This is a genomic window from Comamonas sp. UBA7528 (assembly GCF_002479375.1).
In the GTDB taxonomy this organism is placed as follows: Bacteria; Pseudomonadota; Gammaproteobacteria; order Burkholderiales; family Burkholderiaceae_C; genus Comamonas.
On the sequence record NZ_DLMU01000004.1, the window covers coordinates 151,351 to 170,361 of the forward strand.

Sequence of the window (19,011 nt, forward strand, 5' to 3'; positions counted from 1 at the left end):
AGCTGGTGAGCAGGCTGTTTGACCTGGTGGTGACGGAACCCCTGGCCGAGCTGCAGGCTGCGACCCACGCCATCCATGCCGCAGACCGGGCATTGCGCGGGCGGGCCAGTCGGCAGGGTGCAGCACTGCTGGCATCGGCCCGCAAAGTGGCCTATACGCCGGTGCTGCCGGCCGTGGAGGCGGGCAGCCGGCAATGGCTGGCGGCGGCAGGCGCCCCGGCCGATGCCCAGTGGGAGCGGCTGCAGGCCATCTGGAGCGAGACGGCACGCAACAACTACCGGCGTGCGCGCCAGCTCGCGGAGCAGGCACTGGTACAGGCCCAGGCCGCCCCCTGAAGCCACCCCGTGGTACGGATTCCGCCCGGTTTGTCTGCAACCGGTCTGCCAGCTCCTTACACTTGAACTCTATTGTGAAGAGCAGGAAAGCAAGCATGCAGCATGTCGAACTGGGCCGCAGCGGCCTGAAAGTCAGCCCCATCTGCCTGGGCACCATGACCTTTGGAGAGCAGGTGAACGAGGTGGACGCCCACCGCATCCTCAGCCGTGCGCTGGAGCGTGGCGTGTATTTCTGGGACACGGCCGAGATGTATGCCGTGCCGGCGCGCGAAGCCACCTACGGTGCGACCGAGACCATTCTGGGCAACTGGTTCAAGGCCAACCCCGGCCAGCGCGACAAGGTGGTGCTGGCCAGCAAGGTGGCCGGGCCGTCGCGCGGCATGCCATGGATCCGCGAAGGCACGGGTCTGAGCAGTGCCGACATCGTGGCCTCCTGCGAAGGCAGTCTGCGCCGCCTGCAGACCGATGTGATCGACCTCTACCAGATCCACTGGCCGGAGCGCCATGTGCCTGCCTTCGGCGCGCTGTACTACGAGCCGGCCAAGGACAACTCCGCAACCCCGATCCGCGAACAGCTGGAAACGCTGGCCAAGCTGGTGCAGCAGGGCAAGATCCGCCATGTGGGGCTGTCCAACGAAACGCCTTATGGCGTGCATGAGTTTGTGCGCCTGGCCGAGGAGCATGGCCTGCCACGCGTCGCCAGCGTGCAAAACCCCTACAGCCTGCTGAACCGCAGCTGGGAAAACGGCATGGACGAAAGCTGCCACCGCCTGGGCGTGGGACTGCTGGCCTATTCGCCGCTGGGCGTGGGCCTGCTGTCCGGCAAGTACGACGCCATGGGTACGCAGGCGCCGGATTCCCCGCAGGGCCGCATTGCCAAATACGAATCGGTGCGCAAGCAGCGCTGGGGCCGCCCCGAGGTACTACCCGTGGCCCGCCTGTACAACGCGCTGGCCCGCCAGCACGGCCTGACGCCGTCGCAGATGGCCTTGGCGTTCTGCTACACCAAGTGGCAGGTGGCCAGCACCATCATTGGCGTGACCAGCCTGGCGCAGCTCGACGAAGACCTGGCGATCTGGGGCACGCAGCTGCCTGCCGAGCTGCTGGCGCAGATCGACGCCATCCGCTGGCAGCACCGCGACCCGGCGCAGTGACCGGGCGCTACGCCCGCTGAAGCGGCGCTCTTTTCCTTCTGCACCTGTGCTGCTGGAGGAGAGGGCCGGGTGCTGTGCGGTGTCCGCAGGGCCACCGCCCCTGGTCCCATCGGTCTTCCACGCGCTTGTCGGGCGTGTGGGAGGCGAGGCTATCCATTCAGAGAATATGGCAAAAAAAGACAAGGCCCATGTGAGCGAAACCCCGGCCACCCAGCTGCTCAAGGCGCACAAGGTGGAGTTCACCGAGCACCCGTATGAGTACGTGGAGCATGGCGGTACCAGCGAATCGGCGCGCCAGCTGGGGCTGGATGAACATGCGGTGGTCAAGACCCTGGTGATGCAGGACCAGGATGGCAGACCGCTGCTGGTGCTGATGCATGGCGACTGCACGGTGTCCACCAAGAATCTGGCGCGCCAGATCGGCGCCAAGAGTGTGGAGCCCTGCAAGCCCGAAGTGGCGAATCGCCACAGCGGCTATCTGGTGGGAGGGACTTCGCCGTTTGGCACGCGCAAGGAGATGCCGGTCTATATCGAGTCCAGCATTCTGGATTTGCCGCGCATCGCCATCAACGGTGGGCGCCGTGGTTTCCTGGTACAGATCGCCCCCCGGGTTTGTGTGGAGCTGCTGGACGCCAAGCCGGTGCAGTGCGCGCTGGCACAATAAGCCCTTCGCGGAACGGCCCTGGCCGGCCCCGCCAAAACCGGAAAAACAACAAATACCAGCCGCCTGCCTTGGAGGGCAGGCAAGGATTTCTCTCTTGAACGCATTGCTTCCCTCCCTGGCCACCGTGCTCGCCTACCTGATCGGTTCGCTGTCGTTTGCCGTCATCGTCAGCCGCGCTTTCGGCCTCAGCGACCCGCGCACCTATGGCAGCGGCAACCCCGGCGCCACCAATGTGCTGCGCTCAGGCAGCAAGAAGGCGGCGGCCGTGACGCTGCTGCTGGATGCGCTCAAGGGTTTTGTACCCGTGGTGCTGGTGAAATATGCCGGCCCGCAGTTCGGGCTGGAAGAAGGCACGCTGGCGCTGGTGGCCATTGCGGCGTTCCTGGGCCATCTGTTCCCGGTTTTCTTCCAGTTCAAGGGCGGCAAGGGCGTGGCCACGGCGCTGGGCGTGCTGCTGGGCATCAGCGGCTGGCTGGGTCTGCTGGTGCTGCTGACATGGTTGGCGGTGGCGGTCATCAGTCGCTATTCCTCGCTGTCGGCACTGATCGCCTCCATCGCCGCACCGGTGTACTACGTGCTGCTGGACGGCAGCCTGTGGGCGGCAGAAAAGCCGCTGCTGGCAGCCATCATCGCCATGTCGGCCCTGCTGCTGTGGCGCCATGCGCAGAACATCGGCCGCCTGCTCAAAGGCCAGGAGAGCAAGATCGGCAGCAAGAAAGACAAGGCCTCTGCCGCCAAGGGCAAGGCCGCCAAACACTGAGCCACGCCTTTCGCCACCCCACACCGAAGCCCTGCAGCCCGCGCTGCGGGGCTTTTTGCTGGTGAGGGCGTCGCGGGAATGCCGCGGTGCAGGCGGAGGGCGGTGGGCCAAACCTATAATCAAAGGTTGTTCCGTGCCGTAGCAAGCAATTCGGCTCCTGGCACACCGAAACCCCCATATCCATGAGCACTCCCACTTTCTCCGTTGCCGACATCCGGAAGACGTTTCTGGACTTTTTCGCATCCAAGGGCCACACCATCGTGGAATCGAGCCCGCTGGTGCCGGGCAACGACCCCACCTTGATGTTCACCAACTCCGGGATGGTCCAGTTCAAGGACGTGTTCCTGGGTACGGACAAGCGCCCCTACAACCGTGCGACCAGCGTGCAGACCTGCCTGCGCGCCGGCGGCAAGCACAACGATCTGGAGAATGTGGGCTACACCGCCCGCCACCACACCTTCTTCGAGATGCTGGGAAACTGGTCGTTCGGTGATTACTTCAAGCGCGAGTCGCTGAAGTGGGCCTGGGAACTGCTGACCGAGGTCTACAAGCTGCCGGCCGACAAGCTGCTGGCCACCGTGTACGCCGAGGATGACGAGGCCTACGACATCTGGACCAAGGAAATCGGCCTGCCGCCCGAGCGCGTGATCCGCATCGGCGACAACAAGGGCGGCCGCTACAAGTCCGACAACTTCTGGATGATGGCCGACACCGGCCCCTGCGGCCCCTGCTCGGAAATCTTTTTCGACCACGGCCCACATATTGCTGGCGGCCCTCCCGGCTCGCCCGATGAAGACGGCGACCGTTTCATCGAAATCTGGAACAACGTGTTCATGCAGTTCGACATGGACGAGCAGGGCAATGTCAAGCCGCTGCCTGCGCCCTGCGTGGACACCGGCATGGGCCTGGAGCGTCTGGCGGCCATCCTGCAGCATGTGCACAGCAACTACGAGATCGACCTGTTCCAGCACCTGATCAAGGCGGCCGGCCGCGAGACGCATACCGCCGATCTGGAAAACCCTTCGCTGAAGGTGATTGCCGACCACATCCGTGCCACCGCCTTCCTGGTGGCCGACGGCGTGATCCCTTCCAACGAAGGCCGTGGCTATGTGCAGCGCCGCATCGTGCGCCGCGCCATCCGTCACGGGTACAAGCTGGGTCAGAAGACCCCGTTCTTCCACAAGCTGGTCAAGGACCTGGTCGCCACCATGGGCGATGCCTATCCCAAGATCCGCGAGCAGGAAGCCCGCATCACGGAGGTGCTGAAGGTCGAGGAAGAGCGTTTCTTCGAAACCCTGGCCCACGGCATGGAAATTCTGGACAGCGCGCTGGCAGGCGGCACCCAGGTGCTGCCCGGTGATGTGGCCTTCAAGCTGCACGACACCTATGGCTTCCCGCTGGACCTGTCCAACGACGTGGCGCGCGAGCGTGGTCTGTCGGTGGACGAGGCCGGCTTCCATGCGGCCATGGAGCAGCAGAAGAACCAGGCCCGTGCGGCCGGCAAGTTCAAGATGGACCGTGCGCTGGAGTACACCGGCGCTGCCAACACCTTCACCGGCTATGACAAGCTGGCAGAGCCGGCCACGATCGTGGCACTCTACGCCGATGGCGTCAGCGTGAACGAGCTCCAGGCCGGCCAGTCTGGCGTGGTGGTGCTGGACACCACCCCGTTCTACGCCGAATCCGGCGGCCAGGTGGGCGACCAGGGCGTGATCGCCGCCGGCGACGCACGCTTTGCCGTGGAAGACACGCAAAAGATCAAGGCCGATGTGTTTGGCCACCATGGCCAGTTGGCGGCCGGCAGCCTGAAGGTGGGCGACGCCGTGCAGGCGCAGGTGGATACCCAGCTGCGCGCTGCCACCGTGCGCAACCACTCGGCCACCCACCTCATGCACAAGGCATTGCGCGAAGTGCTGGGCAGCCATGTGCAGCAAAAGGGCTCGCTGGTCAATGCCGAGCGCACCCGTTTCGACTTTGCGCACAACGCGCCGGTGACGGCCGAGCAGATCCGCGAGATCGAAGCCCGCGTGAATGCCGAAGTACTGGCCAACAGCGCCACCGATGCCCGCGTGATGGACATCGAAAGCGCCCAGAAGACCGGCGCGATGATGCTGTTCGGCGAGAAGTACGGCGAAACCGTGCGCGTGCTGGACATCGGCACCAGCCGCGAGCTGTGCGGCGGCACCCACGTGCACCGCACGGGCGACATCGGCCTGTTCAAGGTGGTGGGCGAATCGGGGGTGGCCGCAGGCGTGCGCCGTATTGAAGCGGTGACGGGCGAGAATGCGCTGGCCTATCTGCAGTCGCTGGAATCTACCGTGGACCAGGCAGCGGCGGCCTTCAAGGCACCCGCTGCCGAGCTGACCCACCGCATCGGCGGTGCGCTGGAGCAGATCAAGGCGCTGGAAAAGGAAATCGCCGCCCTCAAGGGCAAGCTGGCTTCCAGCCAGGGCGATGAACTGGCCACGCAGGCCGCCGATATCAACGGCGTCAAGGTGCTGGCGGCCAAGCTCGATGGCGCCGACGCCAAGACCCTGCGCGACACCATGGACAAGCTCAAGGACAAGCTGGGCGCGGCCGTGATCGTGCTGGCGGCCGTGGACGGCGACAAGGTGCAGTTGGCTGCCGGGGTGACCAAGGCCGAAACCGCCAAGGTCAAGGCTGGCGAGCTGGTGAACTTTGTGGCCCAGCAAGTGGGCGGCAAGGGCGGCGGCAAGCCCGACATGGCGATGGCCGGTGGTTCGGATGCGGCGGCAGTACCTGCCGCTCTGGCATCGGTGCAGGCCTGGGTGTCCGAGCGTCTGTAAAACATCGTCGCTGCGGCAGTGGAAAACCCTGTTTTCCGGCCATGCATGAAAAAGCCCGCCATGCGCGGGCTTTTTTCGTTATCGTTCTGGGTTTTGCTGTGATGGCCCGGAATGGGGCCGCACGCGCCAGGAAACTCCACGATGCCATTGATTGCCTGCTTTGCGCTGGGATGTCGGAAGACACAGGACTGTCTGCGCCAGTGCGGAAGGTGGGCCGCTTTGCGTGTCGTGACGGCATGCATTGCGCTGCTGCTGGGCGTCGCGACGGGGGCGGCGGCGCAGCGCGTGACCTTCATCAATCCGGGAAAAAGCGGCGAGGGCTACTGGGTGACGGTGTCGCAGGTGATGCAACAGTCGGCACGCAGCCTGGGCATGGAGCTGGAGATCCTTTATGCCGAGCGCAACCGGCTGATGCCGATCACGCTGGCCAAAGAGATCGCACAGCGGCCGGCGCGCAGCAAGCCGGACTACCTGGTGGTCACCAACGACTACAGCGTGGCCCCGGAAATCCTGCGCTCGCTGGAAGGCGCCGGGATTCCGGTGTTCATGGTGTTCAGCGGCATCCCCGAGGATCTGCATGCCCAGACCGGCCGCCCGCGCGAGCGCTATCCGTTCTGGCTGGGCAGCATGGAGCCGCGTGCGGAAGATGCGGGCTACATGACCGCCCGGGCGTTGATTCAGAAGGCGCGCACCATGCCCCAGTTGCGGGGCGCTGACGGCAAGCTGCACTTCATGGCGTTGGCCGGGGACCGCTCCACCACCGCCTCGGCGGCACGGAACAAGGGCATGCTGCATGCGGTGCGGGAAGCCAAGGAGGTGGTGTTCACCCAGCAGGTCTATGGCGAGTGGCTGCGCGAGCGGGCGCACGAGCAGGCCAAGGTGCTGTACCAGCGCTACCCCGATGCCCGCCTGGTCTGGGCCGGCAGCGACCAGATGGCTTTTGGAGCCATGGAGGCCTGGCGGCAGCAAGGCGGCACTCCTGGCAAGGATGCCTTGTTCAGCGGCATCAACACCTCGCAGGAGGCTCTGGATGCCCGCAAGCGTGGCGAGTTGACGGCGCTTGCCGGTGGCCACTTTCTGGCGGGTGCCTGGGCGTTGGTGATGCTCTACGACCACTTCCGGGGCATCGATTTCGCCTCCGAGGGGCTGGAGCTGCACTACCCCATGTTCATGCTGCTGAACGAAACCAATATTCCGGCCTTCGAGTCACGTTTTGTACAGGTACAGACACGTGTGGACTTCAAGGCCTTCAGCAAGTTTCACCAGCCGAAGCTGAAGCACTACGACTTCGACATCGGCCGTTTGCTGCGCTAGCCCGCGGCCTATTCATGTCGTCTGCAGACACCACGCGCTTTCGCTCCATTTCCACGCTGCTGATCCAGCGCATTGTCTGGCTGTCGCTGGGCTGCATGCTGGCGTTGGGCGGGCTGCATGCCTGGATCGAGTTCCGGCATGAGCAGGCCAGCTTCGAGCGTTCCATGCGCCTGCTGGCGGACAACAGTATGCGCAATCTGTCGATGGCGCTGTGGGACATCGATCCCAAGGCCGTGCGCGAACAGGTCGACTGGATGGGCGCACTGCCGGAGGTGGCCCAGGTGCAGGTGCAGGCCCTGGCCACGGGCGAGAAGTTCAGCAGCGGCCGGAATGTGCGGGACGTGCCGGCCACCGTGACGGTGCAGATCATGCCGCCGGACGGGCAGGCGATTGCACTGGGGGTGATGGAGATTTGGGCCGACCCGCAGTACTTTCTGTCCACCATGGCCCAGTCCACGCTGCGCGTGACCCTTGGCTATGCGCTGTTCACGCTGCTGATCTGTGTGATGGTGGCCTGGCTGCTGGGGCGCGAGCTGCGCCAGCCGCTGTCCCAGATTGCGCGCTTTGCCGCCGGCCTCAAGCCCAACGCGCTGAGCAAGCCGCTGCAGCTGCAGCGGCCGCAGCGCGCACAATCCGACGAGATTGACCTGGTGGTCCAGGGCTTTTTGCAGCTGCAAGGCGACCTGCGCAGCTACATCGACAATCTGGACGGGTTGGTGGCCGACCGCACCCAAAAGCTGGAAGTGCTGGTGGATGAGGTCAAGCGCCTGTCGCTGATGGATGCTTTGACGGGCTGTCTCAACCGCCGGGCACTGGACGAGCGCCTGCCGTCCGAGTTGGAACGCAGCCTGCGATATGGCCGGCCGCTGTCGCTGGTGTTTGTGGACATCGACCATTTCAAGGCCATCAACGACCAGCATGGCCACGGCGTGGGAGACATTGTGCTGCGGGAGGTGGCGTCGCGCTTGCACACCCATCTGCGCAGCCAGGTGGACTGGGTGGCGCGCTACGGGGGCGAGGAGTTTCTGCTGGTGATGCCGGAAACCACGGCCCGCGAGGCGCTGGAATCGGCGCAGCGGCTGGCCGATTTCGTGCGCACCAGCCCGGTGCTGGTGCAGGGCATGGCATTGGAGGTGACGGCCAGCTTTGGCATTGCCCAGCTGCGTGGGCGCGAGACGCTGAGCAGCCTGCTGGGGCGGGCCGACAGCATGCTCTACCAGGCCAAGGCCGATGGTCGCAACTGCATTCGCATGGCGCTGTAAGGTACAGCAGTCCCGGTGGCGCTGCTGGAAAAGCAGCGGATTGGCGGTCCAGGAGGCTGCGGGAGAGGCCTAGAAAAGCTCGACGTCGTCGTGTGCCACCTGGTGGCCCAGGGCGCCTTCGGCCACCAGGCTTTCGTAATGGCAGACCTGGTTGCGGCCATGCTGCTTGGCGTAGTACAGGGCCTGGTCGGACTGGCCCAGGATTTCCACCGGCGAGCACAGGCGCGTGCTGGTAAAGCCCAGGCTGACGGTGATCTGGCCCAGCTGTGGGAAGGCGTGGGATTCCACGGTCTTGCGAAAGCGCTCGAACACCTGGTGCGCTTCCTTCAGCGAGGCAGCGCGCAGCAGGATCACGAACTCCTCACCGCCAAAGCGGAAGATGCGGTCCTGGGTGCGGAACGAGGCGCGCAGCAGATTGGCCACCAGGATCAGCACCTCATCGCCAAACAGGTGGCCGAAACGGTCGTTGACCTGCTTGAAGTGGTCGATGTCCACGACCGCCAGCCACTGCTGGGGGACTTCGTCGCTCAGGCTGTGCGGCGCAGCGGCGACGCTGGCATTGGCTTCCAGGCTGGCAAAGCGGATGAACTGCTCGTCAAAGGTCTTGCGGTTGAGCAGGCCGGTCAGTGCATCGCGTTCGCTGTAGTCCAGCAGGCTCTGGTAGTTCTGGTAGACGCGGAAGATGCCTTGCAGCACCTCGATGCGCTGGGTGCTGAAAGGGCGGGACTGGGTGATTTCGAGGCAGGTGCGTGCCTTGTTGTGCATCCACACCGGCAGCCACAGCACATGGTGATGGGGACCATCGCTGTGGCGGGCACTGCTGCGGGCCTGTTGGATGCACTCGGCCAGCGGTGGCAGCGTGTGCAGGGGCTGGCCACGCTGGTCGCTGGAGGCTTCGCAGTCGGAAGACAGGATCTCGCCGTCCTGCAGCCAAGTGCGGGGGCGGATCAGGGTGCCTTCGGCCTGCTCGGACAGCTCCAGCGCGCGCACATTGGTCACATGGGGCAGCTGCTGCATGGTGGAGAGTACCGACACTTCCAACCGCACGTGATCGCGGTGGCCGGTCATCTCAACCAGGTTCTGAAGAATTTGCATGCTGCCTTGTTGGACTCAATGAACTGGGGGTGCTATACGCGGCGGAAAACGACGTCCCACACGCCATGGCCCAGGCGCAGGCCGCGGTTTTCGAACTTGGTCAGCGGGCGGTAGTCGGGTTGCGGCGCATAGCCTTCGGCAGTGTTGCGCAGCAGCGGTTCGGCGTCCAGCACTTCCAGCATCTGTTCCGCATAAGGCTGCCAGTCTGTGGCGCAATGGATATAGCCACCGACTTTCAGACGAGCGGTCAACTTGGCCACAAAAGCGCTCTGGATCAGACGCCGCTTGTTGTGCTTTTTCTTGTGCCAGGGGTCCGGGAAAAAGATGTGGATGCCGTCCAGGCAGCCTTCGGGCAGCATCTGCTCCAACACTTCCACCGCGTCGTGCTGCAGGATGCGGATGTTGGTGATGTCGTGCTCGCCAATGCGCTTGAGCAAGGCGCCCACGCCGGGCTCGTGTACTTCGCAGCACAGGAAGTTGTCATCCGGGCGCACACGGGCAATGTGTGCCGTGGCTTCGCCCATGCCAAAGCCGATTTCCAGAATCAGTGGCGCGGTGCGGCCAAAGGCGGCCTGCGCGTCCAGCGGAGCGTTCTGGTAGTTCAGCAGATAGCGGGGGCCCAGGTCTTCAAACGCCTTGGCCTGGCCGGTGGTCACACGGCCGGTGCGGCGCACGAAGCTGCGGATGGTCTTGGGGTGGAGCACACCGGCAGGCGCCTGGCCTTGCGGGGTGGGGGCTGCATCAGGGGCAGCGGGGGTATGAGGAGTATCGGTCACGGGCCGCATTGTAAAAGCCCTGCCAATTCAGGACCCATGTGTGCAAGGCGTCCGGGATTGTCGCGGGGCTCTCCACGGGCGACAAGCCCAGTACAGAGGCGGCTTGATATAGCGCAAACAATGGGTCGCTGAGATCCAGCGGTGTGGCCCCATGCTGCTTGGAGAGCTTTTCTCCATCAGGCATCAGCACCAGTGGCGTGTGCAGATAGGCCGGTGTCGGCACGCCCAGGGCATGCTGCAGCAGCATCTGGCGAGGGGTGTTGTCGGTCAGGTCTTCGCCGCGCACCACATGGGTGATGCCCTGCAGCGCATCGTCCACCACCACGGCCAACTGGTAGGCATACAGGCCGTCAGCGCGCTGCAGGATGAAATCGCCCACGGCTTCGGCGGGGCGCTGGGTTTGCGGGCCCAGGCGCCGGTCCTGCCAGTGCAGGCAGCCATCTTCCAGTGCAAAGCCGGCCGGTGCCGCCCCAGCCGCCAGTTGGGCGGGCCAGTTCCGCACATATTCATCGAGCCGGAAACGCCAGCTGCGTCCCGGTTTGCCGCGCAGGCCGTGGCGGCAGGTTCCGGGGTAAGGGCGCTCCACATGCCGCACATGGACCACGCCTTGGGCCGCCCACGCGGCTTCCAGGTCACGCTTTCCGCAGCCGCAGGGATAGGCCAGGTCGCTGTGCCGGAGCTGCTCCAGCGCTGCCGCGTAGTGTGCGTGGCGCTGCGACTGCCAGACTGGGGGGGCATCAGGGTGCAGGCCACACTGGGCCAGTTGCTGCAGGATGTGCTGGTCGGCGCCGGGTTGGCAGCGCGGTGGGTCGATATCTTCGATGCGCACCAGCCAGGTACCACCATGGGCACGGGCGTCCAGCCAGCTGGCCAGTGCGGCGACCAGCGAGCCCGCGTGCAGCGGGCCGGTGGGGGAGGGGGCAAAACGGCCGCAGTAGGGTGCGGCCGAAGGTGGGCAGGCAGAGTCAGGCATGTGCGGGCACAGGCCTGGCAGGCGGCACCATCACAGGGTGCCGGCCCGCAGGCCGCAGGAGGTCAGGCTGGATTGTCCACCTGATCGGCAATGGCCAGCGCCAGATCCAGGCCGGAGAGGAACGCGTCTTCGGCCCGCATGCCCACGCACCAGTCGCCGCAGACGCCGAACTGCTCGTGCGAGTCCCAGGCAAACGACTGGCCCAGCGGGGTGGTGGTGCGCGCGTGGGGCCACAGGCGCACATCCATATGGCTGGGCTGCACGCGGATGCCCGTCACTTCGGTGAAAGCCTTGTGCAGCTTGGCCAGCACGCGGGCCGGGCTGTCATTCTGGTGCTTGAGCGACCATTCGGCGCTGGCGTGCACGGTCCAGCGTTCCTTGAGGGAGCGGCCTGGCTTGGATGATTCGCGTGCCAGCCAGGCAATGCGGTGGTGGGTGCTGCTGGCCACGTTCCAGTCCGGCCCCAGCGTGGTCACTCCGGGCTGCATGGCCTGGGGGAAGGACAGCATCATGGTCCAGCAGGGTTCCATTGCCACTTCCGACAGCGGCAGGGTCAACGGGCTTTGCACGCCGCTGCCACGCAGCAGCAAGGTGGCTGCCGGAGCAGGGATGGCCAGCACCACGGCGTCAAAGCCGGCGTAGACATTGGGGGCGTCATCCGGGCTGGAGACGCGCAACTGCCATTGGTCCGGGTGCAGGCGGTCGCGTTCCAGCGCCTGCACCTGGGTGCGGGTGTGCAGCATGCCGTGGCGCTCCAGGGGGGCGGCCCAGGTGCGCACCAGATCGCCCATGCCGGGGCAGGCCACCCAGTGGTGTTCCTTGCCGTTGGGCCGGGCCACTTTCTTGCCGGTTTCGTCCAGCACCACGATGGTGGTGGCACTCCAGGGGCGGCACAGACCCGGCACGGTCACATCCAGTGCCTGGGCAAAGCGCGGGTCGCGCACAGTGAAGAACTGCACGCCGGCATCGAAGCTGCCGTTGGCGGTGTCGATATGGCCCATGCGGCCGCCAGCCTGGGCTTCCTGTTCAAAGATCGAAACGCGAAAGCCGGCCTGCACCAGGGTGCGGGCGCATGCGGTACCGGCCATGCCGGCGCCGATGATGGCGATGTGATAGGGGCGGGAGGGAGCGGGCAGAGGGGTGTCGTAGGCTGCGTTGCGCGGCATGGAGAGTCTCCGTTATGGGTATGGGGTGCGCGGCGCTGGGCGTGCACTCCGGTTCACACTCTACACTGCATCCGACCCGCCGCCGGGCAGGTGGGGGTGCCGTGAATGGTCCAGCAGGGCGTTGCGGGTGGTGGGGCTTTCCAGCTGTTCCAGCCACCATTGCAGGGACCGGCCGGGGCGGGTGTGCGCCGAAGGTGTCCACGCATAGCGCAGCCGCATATTACGCGTGGGGCGGGCGACGTCCTTGACGCGGAGCAAGCCGGCTGCAACATAGGGCGCGACCATGCTGTCGGGCAGAAAGCCGCAGCCCAGGCCGCGGATCTGCGCCTCGATCTTGGCGGGCATGCTGCCCACCGTGAGGGTGTCCTGCCCGCCGAGCAGGCCCACGCTGGCCGCGTCGCGCACGCCGGAGTCCGCCACCACGATCAGCCGGTGGGCCAGCAGGGTTTCGTCGTCGATGGGTTCGGTGGCATTGGCCAGCGGATGGTGGGGCGCCACGGCAAAGCGAAAGATCATGTCGCCCAGATCGCGGGTCTGCAGACTGGCTGTGTCGCTGGACTGCACGCTCACGCCGATGGCCAGGTCGGCGCGGCCGGAGGTGAGGGTCTCCAACGTGCCCGACAGAATGCCCTCCACCAGCTTCAGGCGCGTTGGAGGGTGCAAGGCGTAGAAGGCTTCGACCAGATCCAGTAGGGTGGCACGGTGGATCACACCGTCGACCACGATGGTCAGCTGTGGCTCCCAGCCGGTGGCCACACGCTTGACGCGGTGGGCCACGGCGTCCATGTCCTGCAGCAGGCGGTCGGCTTCCTGCAGCAGGGCCTGACCGGCTTCGGTGGGCTGGGCCTGGCGCGAGCGGCGGTCGAACAGCAGTACATCCAGCGCTTCTTCCATCTGGCGCACACGATAGGTCAGGGCGCTGGGGACCAGTCCCAGCGTGCGCGCGGCGGCGGCAAAGCTGCCGGTGTCGGCAATCACCTGCAGCATGGACAGACTGTCGGGGGTGAGCACGTCGCGGGGTTGGGGCATGGCAGTGCAGGATGCAAAAGATTTGAATGATGCCATCAAACCCATGGGGCCCCCTGCAGCGGTCCCCGCCCTACAGTACATCCATGGGTTGCACAACAGCGCGCAGCCCGCCATTCACACAAGGAGCACCGCGATGATCCGCATCCACAAATCCGCCGACCGGGGCCACGCCGACCATGGCTGGCTGGTGTCCCGGCACAGCTTTTCCTTCGCCAGCTACTACGATCCGGCCCACATGGGCTGGGGCAATCTGCGTGTCATCAATGAAGACCGCATCGCTCCCGGCACCGGTTTCGGCTCCCATGGCCACCGCGATATGGAGATCGTCAGCTATGTGATGTCGGGCGAGCTCTCGCACAAGGACAGCATGGGCAACGAGCAGGTGATTGTGCCGGGCGAGGTCCAGCGCATGACCGCCGGTAGCGGCGTGGTGCACAGCGAGCACAACCATGCAGCCGGCCAGACCACGCATTTCCTGCAGATCTGGCTGCTGCCGCTGCGCCAGGGCATGGAGCCTGGCTACGAGCAAAAGCACTTCACCAATGCAGAGAAAACCAATATCCTGCGCCTGGTGGCATCGCCTGAAGGTGCGGAGAACTCCGTGCAGCTCAATGCCGACGCCCGCATCTACGCCACGCTGATGAATGGGTCTACCGCACTGAGCCAGGCCCTGGATGCCCAGCGCAAGGCCTATGTGTTTGTCGTTTCGGGCGCGGTGTCCATCAATGGACAAAAGCTGACAAGTGGGGATGCTGCGCTTATTGAGAATGAATCAAGCCTGACGCTGGACCAGGCGAGCGAGGCCGAGGTCCTGGTGTTTGATCTGGCAGCCTGATTGGTACAACTAGGAGCACGCAACATGATGTGGAATTCTTCTCAGAACGTCTTTGCGCTGGTCGGGCGCATCTTGATGGCTTTTCTGTTCATCCCCGCCGGGTTCGGCAAGATCAGCGGCTTTGCCGGGGCCGTGGGCTATGCCGCAGCCATGGGCATGCCCATGCCCACCGTGGCCGTCGGCATCGGTCTGCTGATCGAGCTGGTCGGGGGTATCGCCTTGCTGCTGGGCTGGGGCACACGCTGGGCAGCCCTGGTGCTTGCGTTCTTTACGCTGGTGGCCAGCTTTTTCTTCCACGCCTACTGGGGGCTGCCGGCCGATCAGGCGGGCATGCAACAACTGCTGTTCAACAAGAACGTGGCAGTGGTGGGGGGGCTGCTGGCCTTTGCCGCCTTCGGTGCGGGCGCCTTCAGTGTGGATGGTCGCCGTCGTACCCTGTAAGCTGTGCCGCGCAATGCCGCCGTGCGGCGGTGTGGCCCACTTGCCAAAGGCGCCCACTGGGCGTCTTTTTTGTTGCATGGGCGGCAGCACAAAAAGCCTGCTGATGGGCAATGGACTGATGGCCGGAGCGCATGGTCTCCCGCGGAAACGCCACGCAGAACCGGCCATCGGTGCCGGCGCCACCGATGGCAGTCCGACATGCCGCACCGCCCAAAGGCTCCGGCGTGCTTCAGCCTGCTGCAATAAAAAACGGTGCAGATGACTGCACCGTTGTTCGTGAGCGCCGGGGCTGGACGCTGCTCAGGCGTACTCCACCGGGGTCAGCATGGTCTTGATCTTGTTGGCCAGCTGGGCCACGGCCAGGGCTGCTGGGCAGCCAGGCATGCTGTGCAGCAGCAGTTGGCGGCGCATCACCGACTCGCGCACGGCCTTGTCGGCGGGGATGTCGCCCATGTGGATCAAACGCATGGGGTTGCCGGATTCCGTGCTGACAAAGCGGTTGAGCACCTGCTGCAACTGGCCGGTGATGGCACGACCATCACCGGGACGTGCGGCCTGGTTGATCACCAGACGCATGTTGTGGCGCTTTTGCTGCGTAGTCAGCACCTTGATGGCCGCGTAGGCATCGGTCAACGAGGTGGGCTCGGGCGTGGCCACGATCAGTACTTCGGACGCCAGCGACACGGAGAACAGCACCACGTCCGAAATGCCGGCGCCGGTGTCGAGCAGCACCACGTCGTAGCGCGGCGCCAGCGTGTCGATCACATGCATCAGCTGGTTGCGGATTTCCGGAGTCAGGCGGGAGTATTCCACCATGCCGGAGCCGGCCAGCAGCACCGAGAAGCCGCCTGGAGCGGTGATCACTGCTTCGTCCAGCGTGGCTTTGCCGGTGAACACATCGTGCAGCGTGACCTTGGGGTAGAGGTTCAGCACCACATCCAGATTGGCCAGTCCAAGATCGGCATCCAGCACCAGCACGCGCAGGCCGTGGCGGGTGAGGGCGGCCGCCAGGTTGGCGGAAACAAAGGTTTTCCCGACGCCACCCTTGCCACTGGTGATGGCAATGATGTGCGCACGCGAACCACGCGAAGCAGGTACATGCGTGGACTGGGCAGTGGCTAGCGGGGAAGGGGGGGACAGCACGTCGCTCATCTTATTGCTTTCAGTTGACGCTGCCGGCAGGCTCATCCACGGCGTTCCACGCCGCGGCATCTTCGGAAACATCCGCCCAAGTGGACGGCATGTGGGTCAAAGGTCCAAATAGTAAGCTTTTTTCTTCTGCAGAAACGGTACTGTCCGGTTGTTCTTCAATATGCACGCAGTTGCGACCGCCGCTTTTGGAGCGGTAGAGCTGTTGGTCCGCACGCTCCAGCCACAGCTTGCGGGTGCTGCGGATCCATTGGAGCGCGAAGGCGCCGCCGACACTCACGGTGACCTGCAGCTCCTGGGTGGGAGAGATGGGCACGCGCACGGCCTCGACGGCGCGGCGAATGCGCTCGGCCACCGATTTGCCGAATGCGGCATGGCAGGCCGGCAGGATGATGGCGAATTCTTCGCCACCAAAGCGCACCAGGGTGTCCATGGGGCGCACGCTGTCGGCCAGCACACGGCTCACGGCCTGCAGCACCTGGTCGCCCGCCACGTGGCCATGGGCGTCGTTGATGTGTTTGAAATGGTCGATGTCCAACATCAGCAGCAGGGCTGCTTCGCCCGAGCGGGCCACGCGGTCCAGCTCGCAGTCGATGACCTTGAAGAGCTGGCGGCGGTTGGACAGACCGGTGAGTGGATCTTTGAGCGACAGCTCGCACAGACCGTCAATGAGGGCCTGCAGATAGCGAGCAGGCTCAGCGTCTGCAGGCAGCTGGCCGGCACCTACCAGTGCGCGCGCAGCTTCCAGTTGCAGATCCTGCAGGGACACCATGGGGAAAGCCTTAGATCCAGTCACGAAAATTGTTCGAAAGTGTGACGGGAGTGTATCAGCCTCGCGCATACCCTGGCGGCACCGACGTTTTTGGCGTCGGAGTGGAAGGGGCCAGGGACGAGAGAGCTTGGGCATCGGTTCGGTACAGCACCAGGTCATCGCCGGGCACCAGTGCTCCGGCACGTACCAGTATCTGTTCCACGGGGAGTTTCATTCCGCCGATATGCAGGGCAATTCCCTGCTTTTGCAAGGACCGCCGCAGCCGCACGAACATTTCGACGCCTGTCACATCGATGCGGTTGATGGGCAAGGCGGCCAGATACAGGATGCGGATGTCCGGGCGCTGTGCCAGCTGGTCGGTGATGTGGCGCTCCAGCGACTGTGCGGAGGCAAAATCCAGCTCCGCATCCATGCGCAGGGCCAGCACCTCCGGCGCGATGGCGGGCAATTGCCACAGATGGCGGTCGCGCAGGCTGCCGTCGGGATGGGGCGCCACTTCGATGATGCGGGGATGCAGGCGCTGGTACAGGAAATAGCCCAGGCTCAGCACAATGCCGGCAAACACCCCCCAGTACATCTGCGGTGCTGTCAGCAGCGTCAGCAGCAGCGTGGCCAAGGCAATGCAGCCTTCCACCCTGGATATCTGGAACAGGTAGAGGATGGCCCGGGGCTTGATCAGGTTGACCACGGCCGTGATGACGATGGCCGCCAGCGCTGCCTGCGGCACATGGTAGAGCGCGGGAATGAACCACAGCACCACCACCACCACCAGCAGGATGGCAAAGAGGTTGGAGTACCCGGTCTTGGCGCCAGCCAGCAGATTGACGGCCGAGCGCGAGAACGATGCGCTGGTGGCAAAGCTGCCGAACAGGCCAGCGCTGATCTTGGACAGGCCCTGGGCGATCAGGTCCTGGTTTTCGTTCCAGCGGGTGCCAGCCTGCTGGTGCTCGACCTGGGCGCTGGATGCGGTTTCCAGGAAGCTGACCAGCGAGATCACCAGCACCGGCAGGATCAGCGCGCTGAATTCCTCCCAGCTGAGCATGCCGGGCCATGTGAGGTGCGGCAGGCCGCTGGGCAGATGGCCTACCACATCGCCACCGGCATCGGCATACCCGGTGGCCCAACTGACGATGCCGGTGAGGGCGATGATGACAATCGCCGACGGAAAGGCAGCGCGCCAGCGCTTGGTCAGCACCAGCAGCGCAATGCTGCCCATGCCATAGGCAATGGCATGTCCGTCAAAGTGCTGGAGCGAGGGCGTGTTCCAGACGGCACTCCAGGTGCTGCGCAGGCCCAGCACCGCTGGCAGCTGGGAAGCCAGGATCAGCAGCGCGGCCGCCTGGGTGAAGCCGGTCAGCACCGGCGCGGTGACCAGGTTGAGCAGCCAGCCGGCACGCACCAGTCCCAGCACGGCCTGGACCAGACCGGCCAGGATGGCCATCCAGGCTGCCAGCAGCACCCAGTGGGCGGACCCGGGTTCGGCCAGTCCTGTCAGCGAAGCACCGATCAGCAGCGCACTCAGGGCGGTAGGGCCGACGCCCAGCCGGGGTGAGCCACTGAACAGCACCGCCACCAGGGCCGGGACGATGGAGGCATAAATGCCGGTGATCAGCGGCATGCCTGCCAGCGCAGCGTAGGCAACGCCCTGGGGAAGCAGCATCAGCCCGACCGTCAGGCCGGCCCAGAACTCCCCTTGCAGCAAGGTGGCGGTGGGCCGGGGCCAGGCCAGAAAAGGGAAGTAGCGGGCGAGAGAGGTCAGCATGGCCCGATTGTGCGTGGTTTCACAGCAAAGCGCTGATGCGCGCCGGGCTGGAGTGCAGCTGTTGCTATGGAATTAGATAGCGCCATTCATCGGTCATGTCAGGGTTTGTCCTACGCGCCGCTGAGAGTGCGCCTCACTCCAGGCCATGTGGGAACCACGTAGAGTAGGTTGGCATGGCCTTGCGCCATTCCGATGAACTGTCAGAACGAAGGAGCAGACACCGTGAATAAATCGACCCAACGCATTGTGCAGATCATTGCCGTTTCGGCCCTGGCCTTTGGCCTGGCGGCCTGCAACAAGGCTGCTGACGAGGGACAGACCGCAGGCCAGAAGCTCGACAGCGCCATCGCCAACACCGAAAAGGCAGCAGACAACGCGGCGGCCAATGCCTCCGCTGCCGCCACCAATGCCGCGGATGCGGCCAAGGATGCCGCAAAGGACGCCGGCAATGCCATGGTCTCGGCAGCCGACTCGGCTTCTATCACGGCCGCGGTGAATGCGGGCCTGATCAAGGACTCCGAGCTGAGTGCCATCAAGATCAATGTGGACACCAAGGACGGTGTGGTCACGCTGACGGGAGAGGCGCCCAGTCAGGCGGCCAAGGACCGCGCTGGCGATATCGCCAAGGCGGTGCAGGGGGTGAGTTCGGTGGCCAACAACCTGACCGTGAAGGCGGGCTGAGTTAGGTCTGCCTTGCCCCTTGCTGCACCGGCATGC

The 19,011-nt window shown here is 65.0% G+C and carries 18 protein-coding genes; 10 read left to right on the forward strand and 8 right to left on the reverse strand.

From position 1 onward, the window contains the following. Positions 1-5: 5 nt before the first annotated feature. From B3349_RS04785 to B3349_RS04815, 7 genes are all read left to right on the forward strand, one after another. Complete coding sequence (locus tag B3349_RS04785; protein WP_291586869.1) at positions 6-335, forward strand: hypothetical protein; 330 nt, start codon at positions 6-8, stop codon at positions 333-335. A gap of 95 nt (positions 336-430) precedes the next feature. Beyond that, positions 431-1,489, forward strand: a complete 1,059-nt coding sequence (locus tag B3349_RS04790) for an aldo/keto reductase (RefSeq protein WP_291586870.1) — start codon at positions 431-433, stop codon at positions 1,487-1,489. A 166-nt stretch (positions 1,490-1,655) separates the two neighbouring features. Continuing rightward, a complete protein-coding gene (gene ybaK, locus B3349_RS04795) occupies positions 1,656-2,153 on the forward strand; it encodes a Cys-tRNA(Pro) deacylase (RefSeq protein ID WP_291586871.1) in 498 nt (165 codons plus the stop codon). Positions 2,154-2,247: 94 nt separating this feature from the next. After that, the gene (plsY, locus tag B3349_RS04800; protein ID WP_291586872.1) at positions 2,248-2,913 is read left to right on the forward strand and encodes a glycerol-3-phosphate 1-O-acyltransferase PlsY; all 666 of its coding nucleotides are present in this window, start codon (positions 2,248-2,250) and stop codon (positions 2,911-2,913) included. 182 nt (positions 2,914-3,095) lie between these two features. After that, a complete protein-coding gene (gene alaS, locus B3349_RS04805) occupies positions 3,096-5,720 on the forward strand; it encodes an alanine--tRNA ligase (RefSeq protein WP_291586873.1) in 2,625 nt (874 codons plus the stop codon). 228 nt (positions 5,721-5,948) lie between these two features. Continuing rightward, positions 5,949-7,034, forward strand: coding sequence for an ABC transporter substrate-binding protein (locus tag B3349_RS04810; protein ID WP_291586874.1), 1,086 nt, complete (start codon positions 5,949-5,951; stop codon positions 7,032-7,034). Positions 7,035-7,048: 14 nt separating this feature from the next. Beyond that, entirely contained in the window at positions 7,049-8,296 is a 1,248-nt protein-coding gene (locus B3349_RS04815; RefSeq protein WP_291586875.1) for a GGDEF domain-containing protein, read from the forward strand. 69 nt (positions 8,297-8,365) lie between these two features. On the opposite strand, the gene B3349_RS04820 is transcribed toward B3349_RS04815, so the two are convergent. The 5 genes from B3349_RS04820 to B3349_RS04840 all read right to left on the reverse strand — a co-directional run bounded on the left by B3349_RS04820 (position 8,366) and on the right by B3349_RS04840 (position 13,335). Next, positions 8,366-9,391, reverse strand: coding sequence for a GGDEF domain-containing protein (locus tag B3349_RS04820; protein ID WP_066534553.1), 1,026 nt, complete (start codon positions 9,389-9,391; stop codon positions 8,366-8,368). 32 nt (positions 9,392-9,423) lie between these two features. Continuing rightward, positions 9,424-10,176, reverse strand: a complete 753-nt coding sequence (gene trmB / locus B3349_RS04825; protein WP_218332486.1) for a tRNA (guanosine(46)-N7)-methyltransferase TrmB — start codon at positions 10,174-10,176, stop codon at positions 9,424-9,426. Beyond that, a complete protein-coding gene (gene gluQRS, locus B3349_RS04830; RefSeq protein ID WP_291586877.1) occupies positions 10,133-11,140 on the reverse strand; it encodes a tRNA glutamyl-Q(34) synthetase GluQRS in 1,008 nt (335 codons plus the stop codon). The genes trmB and gluQRS overlap by 44 nt, the downstream gene beginning before the upstream one ends. 62 nt (positions 11,141-11,202) lie before the next feature. After that, positions 11,203-12,306, reverse strand: a complete 1,104-nt coding sequence (locus B3349_RS04835) for an NAD(P)/FAD-dependent oxidoreductase (protein WP_291586879.1) — start codon at positions 12,304-12,306, stop codon at positions 11,203-11,205. Between the two features lie 60 nt (positions 12,307-12,366). Continuing rightward, positions 12,367-13,335: a LysR family transcriptional regulator gene (locus tag B3349_RS04840; RefSeq protein WP_291586880.1), complete on the reverse strand. Its 969-nt coding sequence runs from the start codon at positions 13,333-13,335 to the stop codon at positions 12,367-12,369. Positions 13,336-13,468: 133 nt separating this feature from the next. Between B3349_RS04840 and B3349_RS04845 the strand changes: the two genes are divergently transcribed. Both B3349_RS04845 and B3349_RS04850 read left to right on the forward strand, forming a co-directional pair. Then, positions 13,469-14,170, forward strand: coding sequence for a pirin family protein (locus tag B3349_RS04845; protein ID WP_291586882.1), 702 nt, complete (start codon positions 13,469-13,471; stop codon positions 14,168-14,170). A gap of 27 nt (positions 14,171-14,197) precedes the next feature. Next, positions 14,198-14,611, forward strand: coding sequence for a DoxX family protein (locus B3349_RS04850; RefSeq protein WP_291586883.1), 414 nt, complete (start codon positions 14,198-14,200; stop codon positions 14,609-14,611). 300 nt (positions 14,612-14,911) lie between these two features. Here the strand turns inward: B3349_RS04850 and B3349_RS04855 are convergent, their stop codons facing one another. Genes B3349_RS04855 through B3349_RS04865 form a run of 3 tightly spaced genes read right to left on the reverse strand, consistent with a single transcriptional unit; the run spans position 14,912 to position 18,294 of the window. Next, on the reverse strand, positions 14,912-15,763 hold the full coding sequence (locus B3349_RS04855; protein ID WP_291586884.1) for a MinD/ParA family protein: 852 nt from the start codon (positions 15,761-15,763) through the stop codon (positions 14,912-14,914). Between the two features lie 10 nt (positions 15,764-15,773). Further along, positions 15,774-16,532 carry a GGDEF domain-containing protein gene (locus B3349_RS04860; protein WP_291587231.1) on the reverse strand — a complete coding sequence of 253 codons (759 nt, stop codon included), beginning with the start codon at positions 16,530-16,532 and terminating at the stop codon, positions 15,774-15,776. 55 nt (positions 16,533-16,587) lie between these two features. Continuing rightward, positions 16,588-18,294 carry a SulP family inorganic anion transporter gene (locus B3349_RS04865; protein ID WP_291586885.1) on the reverse strand — a complete coding sequence of 569 codons (1,707 nt, stop codon included), beginning with the start codon at positions 18,292-18,294 and terminating at the stop codon, positions 16,588-16,590. 222 nt (positions 18,295-18,516) lie between these two features. Between B3349_RS04865 and B3349_RS04870 the strand changes: the two genes are divergently transcribed. Further along, positions 18,517-18,975, forward strand: a complete 459-nt coding sequence (locus tag B3349_RS04870) for a BON domain-containing protein (RefSeq protein ID WP_291586887.1) — start codon at positions 18,517-18,519, stop codon at positions 18,973-18,975. The last annotated feature ends 36 nt before the right edge of the window (positions 18,976-19,011 follow it).

Coding starts and splice junctions, on each gene's coding strand:
- B3349_RS04790 (WP_291586870.1), top strand. CDS start 431: ATGCAGCATGTCGAACTGGGCCGCAGCGGCCTGAAAGTCAGCCCCATC.
- ybaK (WP_291586871.1), top strand. CDS start 1,656: ATGGCAAAAAAAGACAAGGCCCATGTGAGCGAAACCCCGGCCACCCAG.
- alaS (WP_291586873.1), top strand. CDS start 3,096: ATGAGCACTCCCACTTTCTCCGTTGCCGACATCCGGAAGACGTTTCTG.
- B3349_RS04815 (WP_291586875.1), top strand. CDS start 7,049: ATGTCGTCTGCAGACACCACGCGCTTTCGCTCCATTTCCACGCTGCTG.
- B3349_RS04820 (WP_066534553.1), bottom strand. CDS start 9,391: ATGCAAATTCTTCAGAACCTGGTTGAGATGACCGGCCACCGCGATCAC.
- trmB (WP_218332486.1), bottom strand. CDS start 10,176: ATGCGGCCCGTGACCGATACTCCTCATACCCCCGCTGCCCCTGATGCA.
- gluQRS (WP_291586877.1), bottom strand. CDS start 11,140: ATGCCTGACTCTGCCTGCCCACCTTCGGCCGCACCCTACTGCGGCCGT.
- B3349_RS04835 (WP_291586879.1), bottom strand. CDS start 12,306: ATGCCGCGCAACGCAGCCTACGACACCCCTCTGCCCGCTCCCTCCCGC.
- B3349_RS04840 (WP_291586880.1), bottom strand. CDS start 13,335: ATGCCCCAACCCCGCGACGTGCTCACCCCCGACAGTCTGTCCATGCTG.
- B3349_RS04845 (WP_291586882.1), top strand. CDS start 13,469: ATGATCCGCATCCACAAATCCGCCGACCGGGGCCACGCCGACCATGGC.
- B3349_RS04850 (WP_291586883.1), top strand. CDS start 14,198: ATGTGGAATTCTTCTCAGAACGTCTTTGCGCTGGTCGGGCGCATCTTG.
- B3349_RS04855 (WP_291586884.1), bottom strand. CDS start 15,763: ATGAGCGACGTGCTGTCCCCCCCTTCCCCGCTAGCCACTGCCCAGTCC.
- B3349_RS04860 (WP_291587231.1), bottom strand. CDS start 16,532: ATGGTGTCCCTGCAGGATCTGCAACTGGAAGCTGCGCGCGCACTGGTA.
- B3349_RS04865 (WP_291586885.1), bottom strand. CDS start 18,294: ATGCTGACCTCTCTCGCCCGCTACTTCCCTTTTCTGGCCTGGCCCCGG.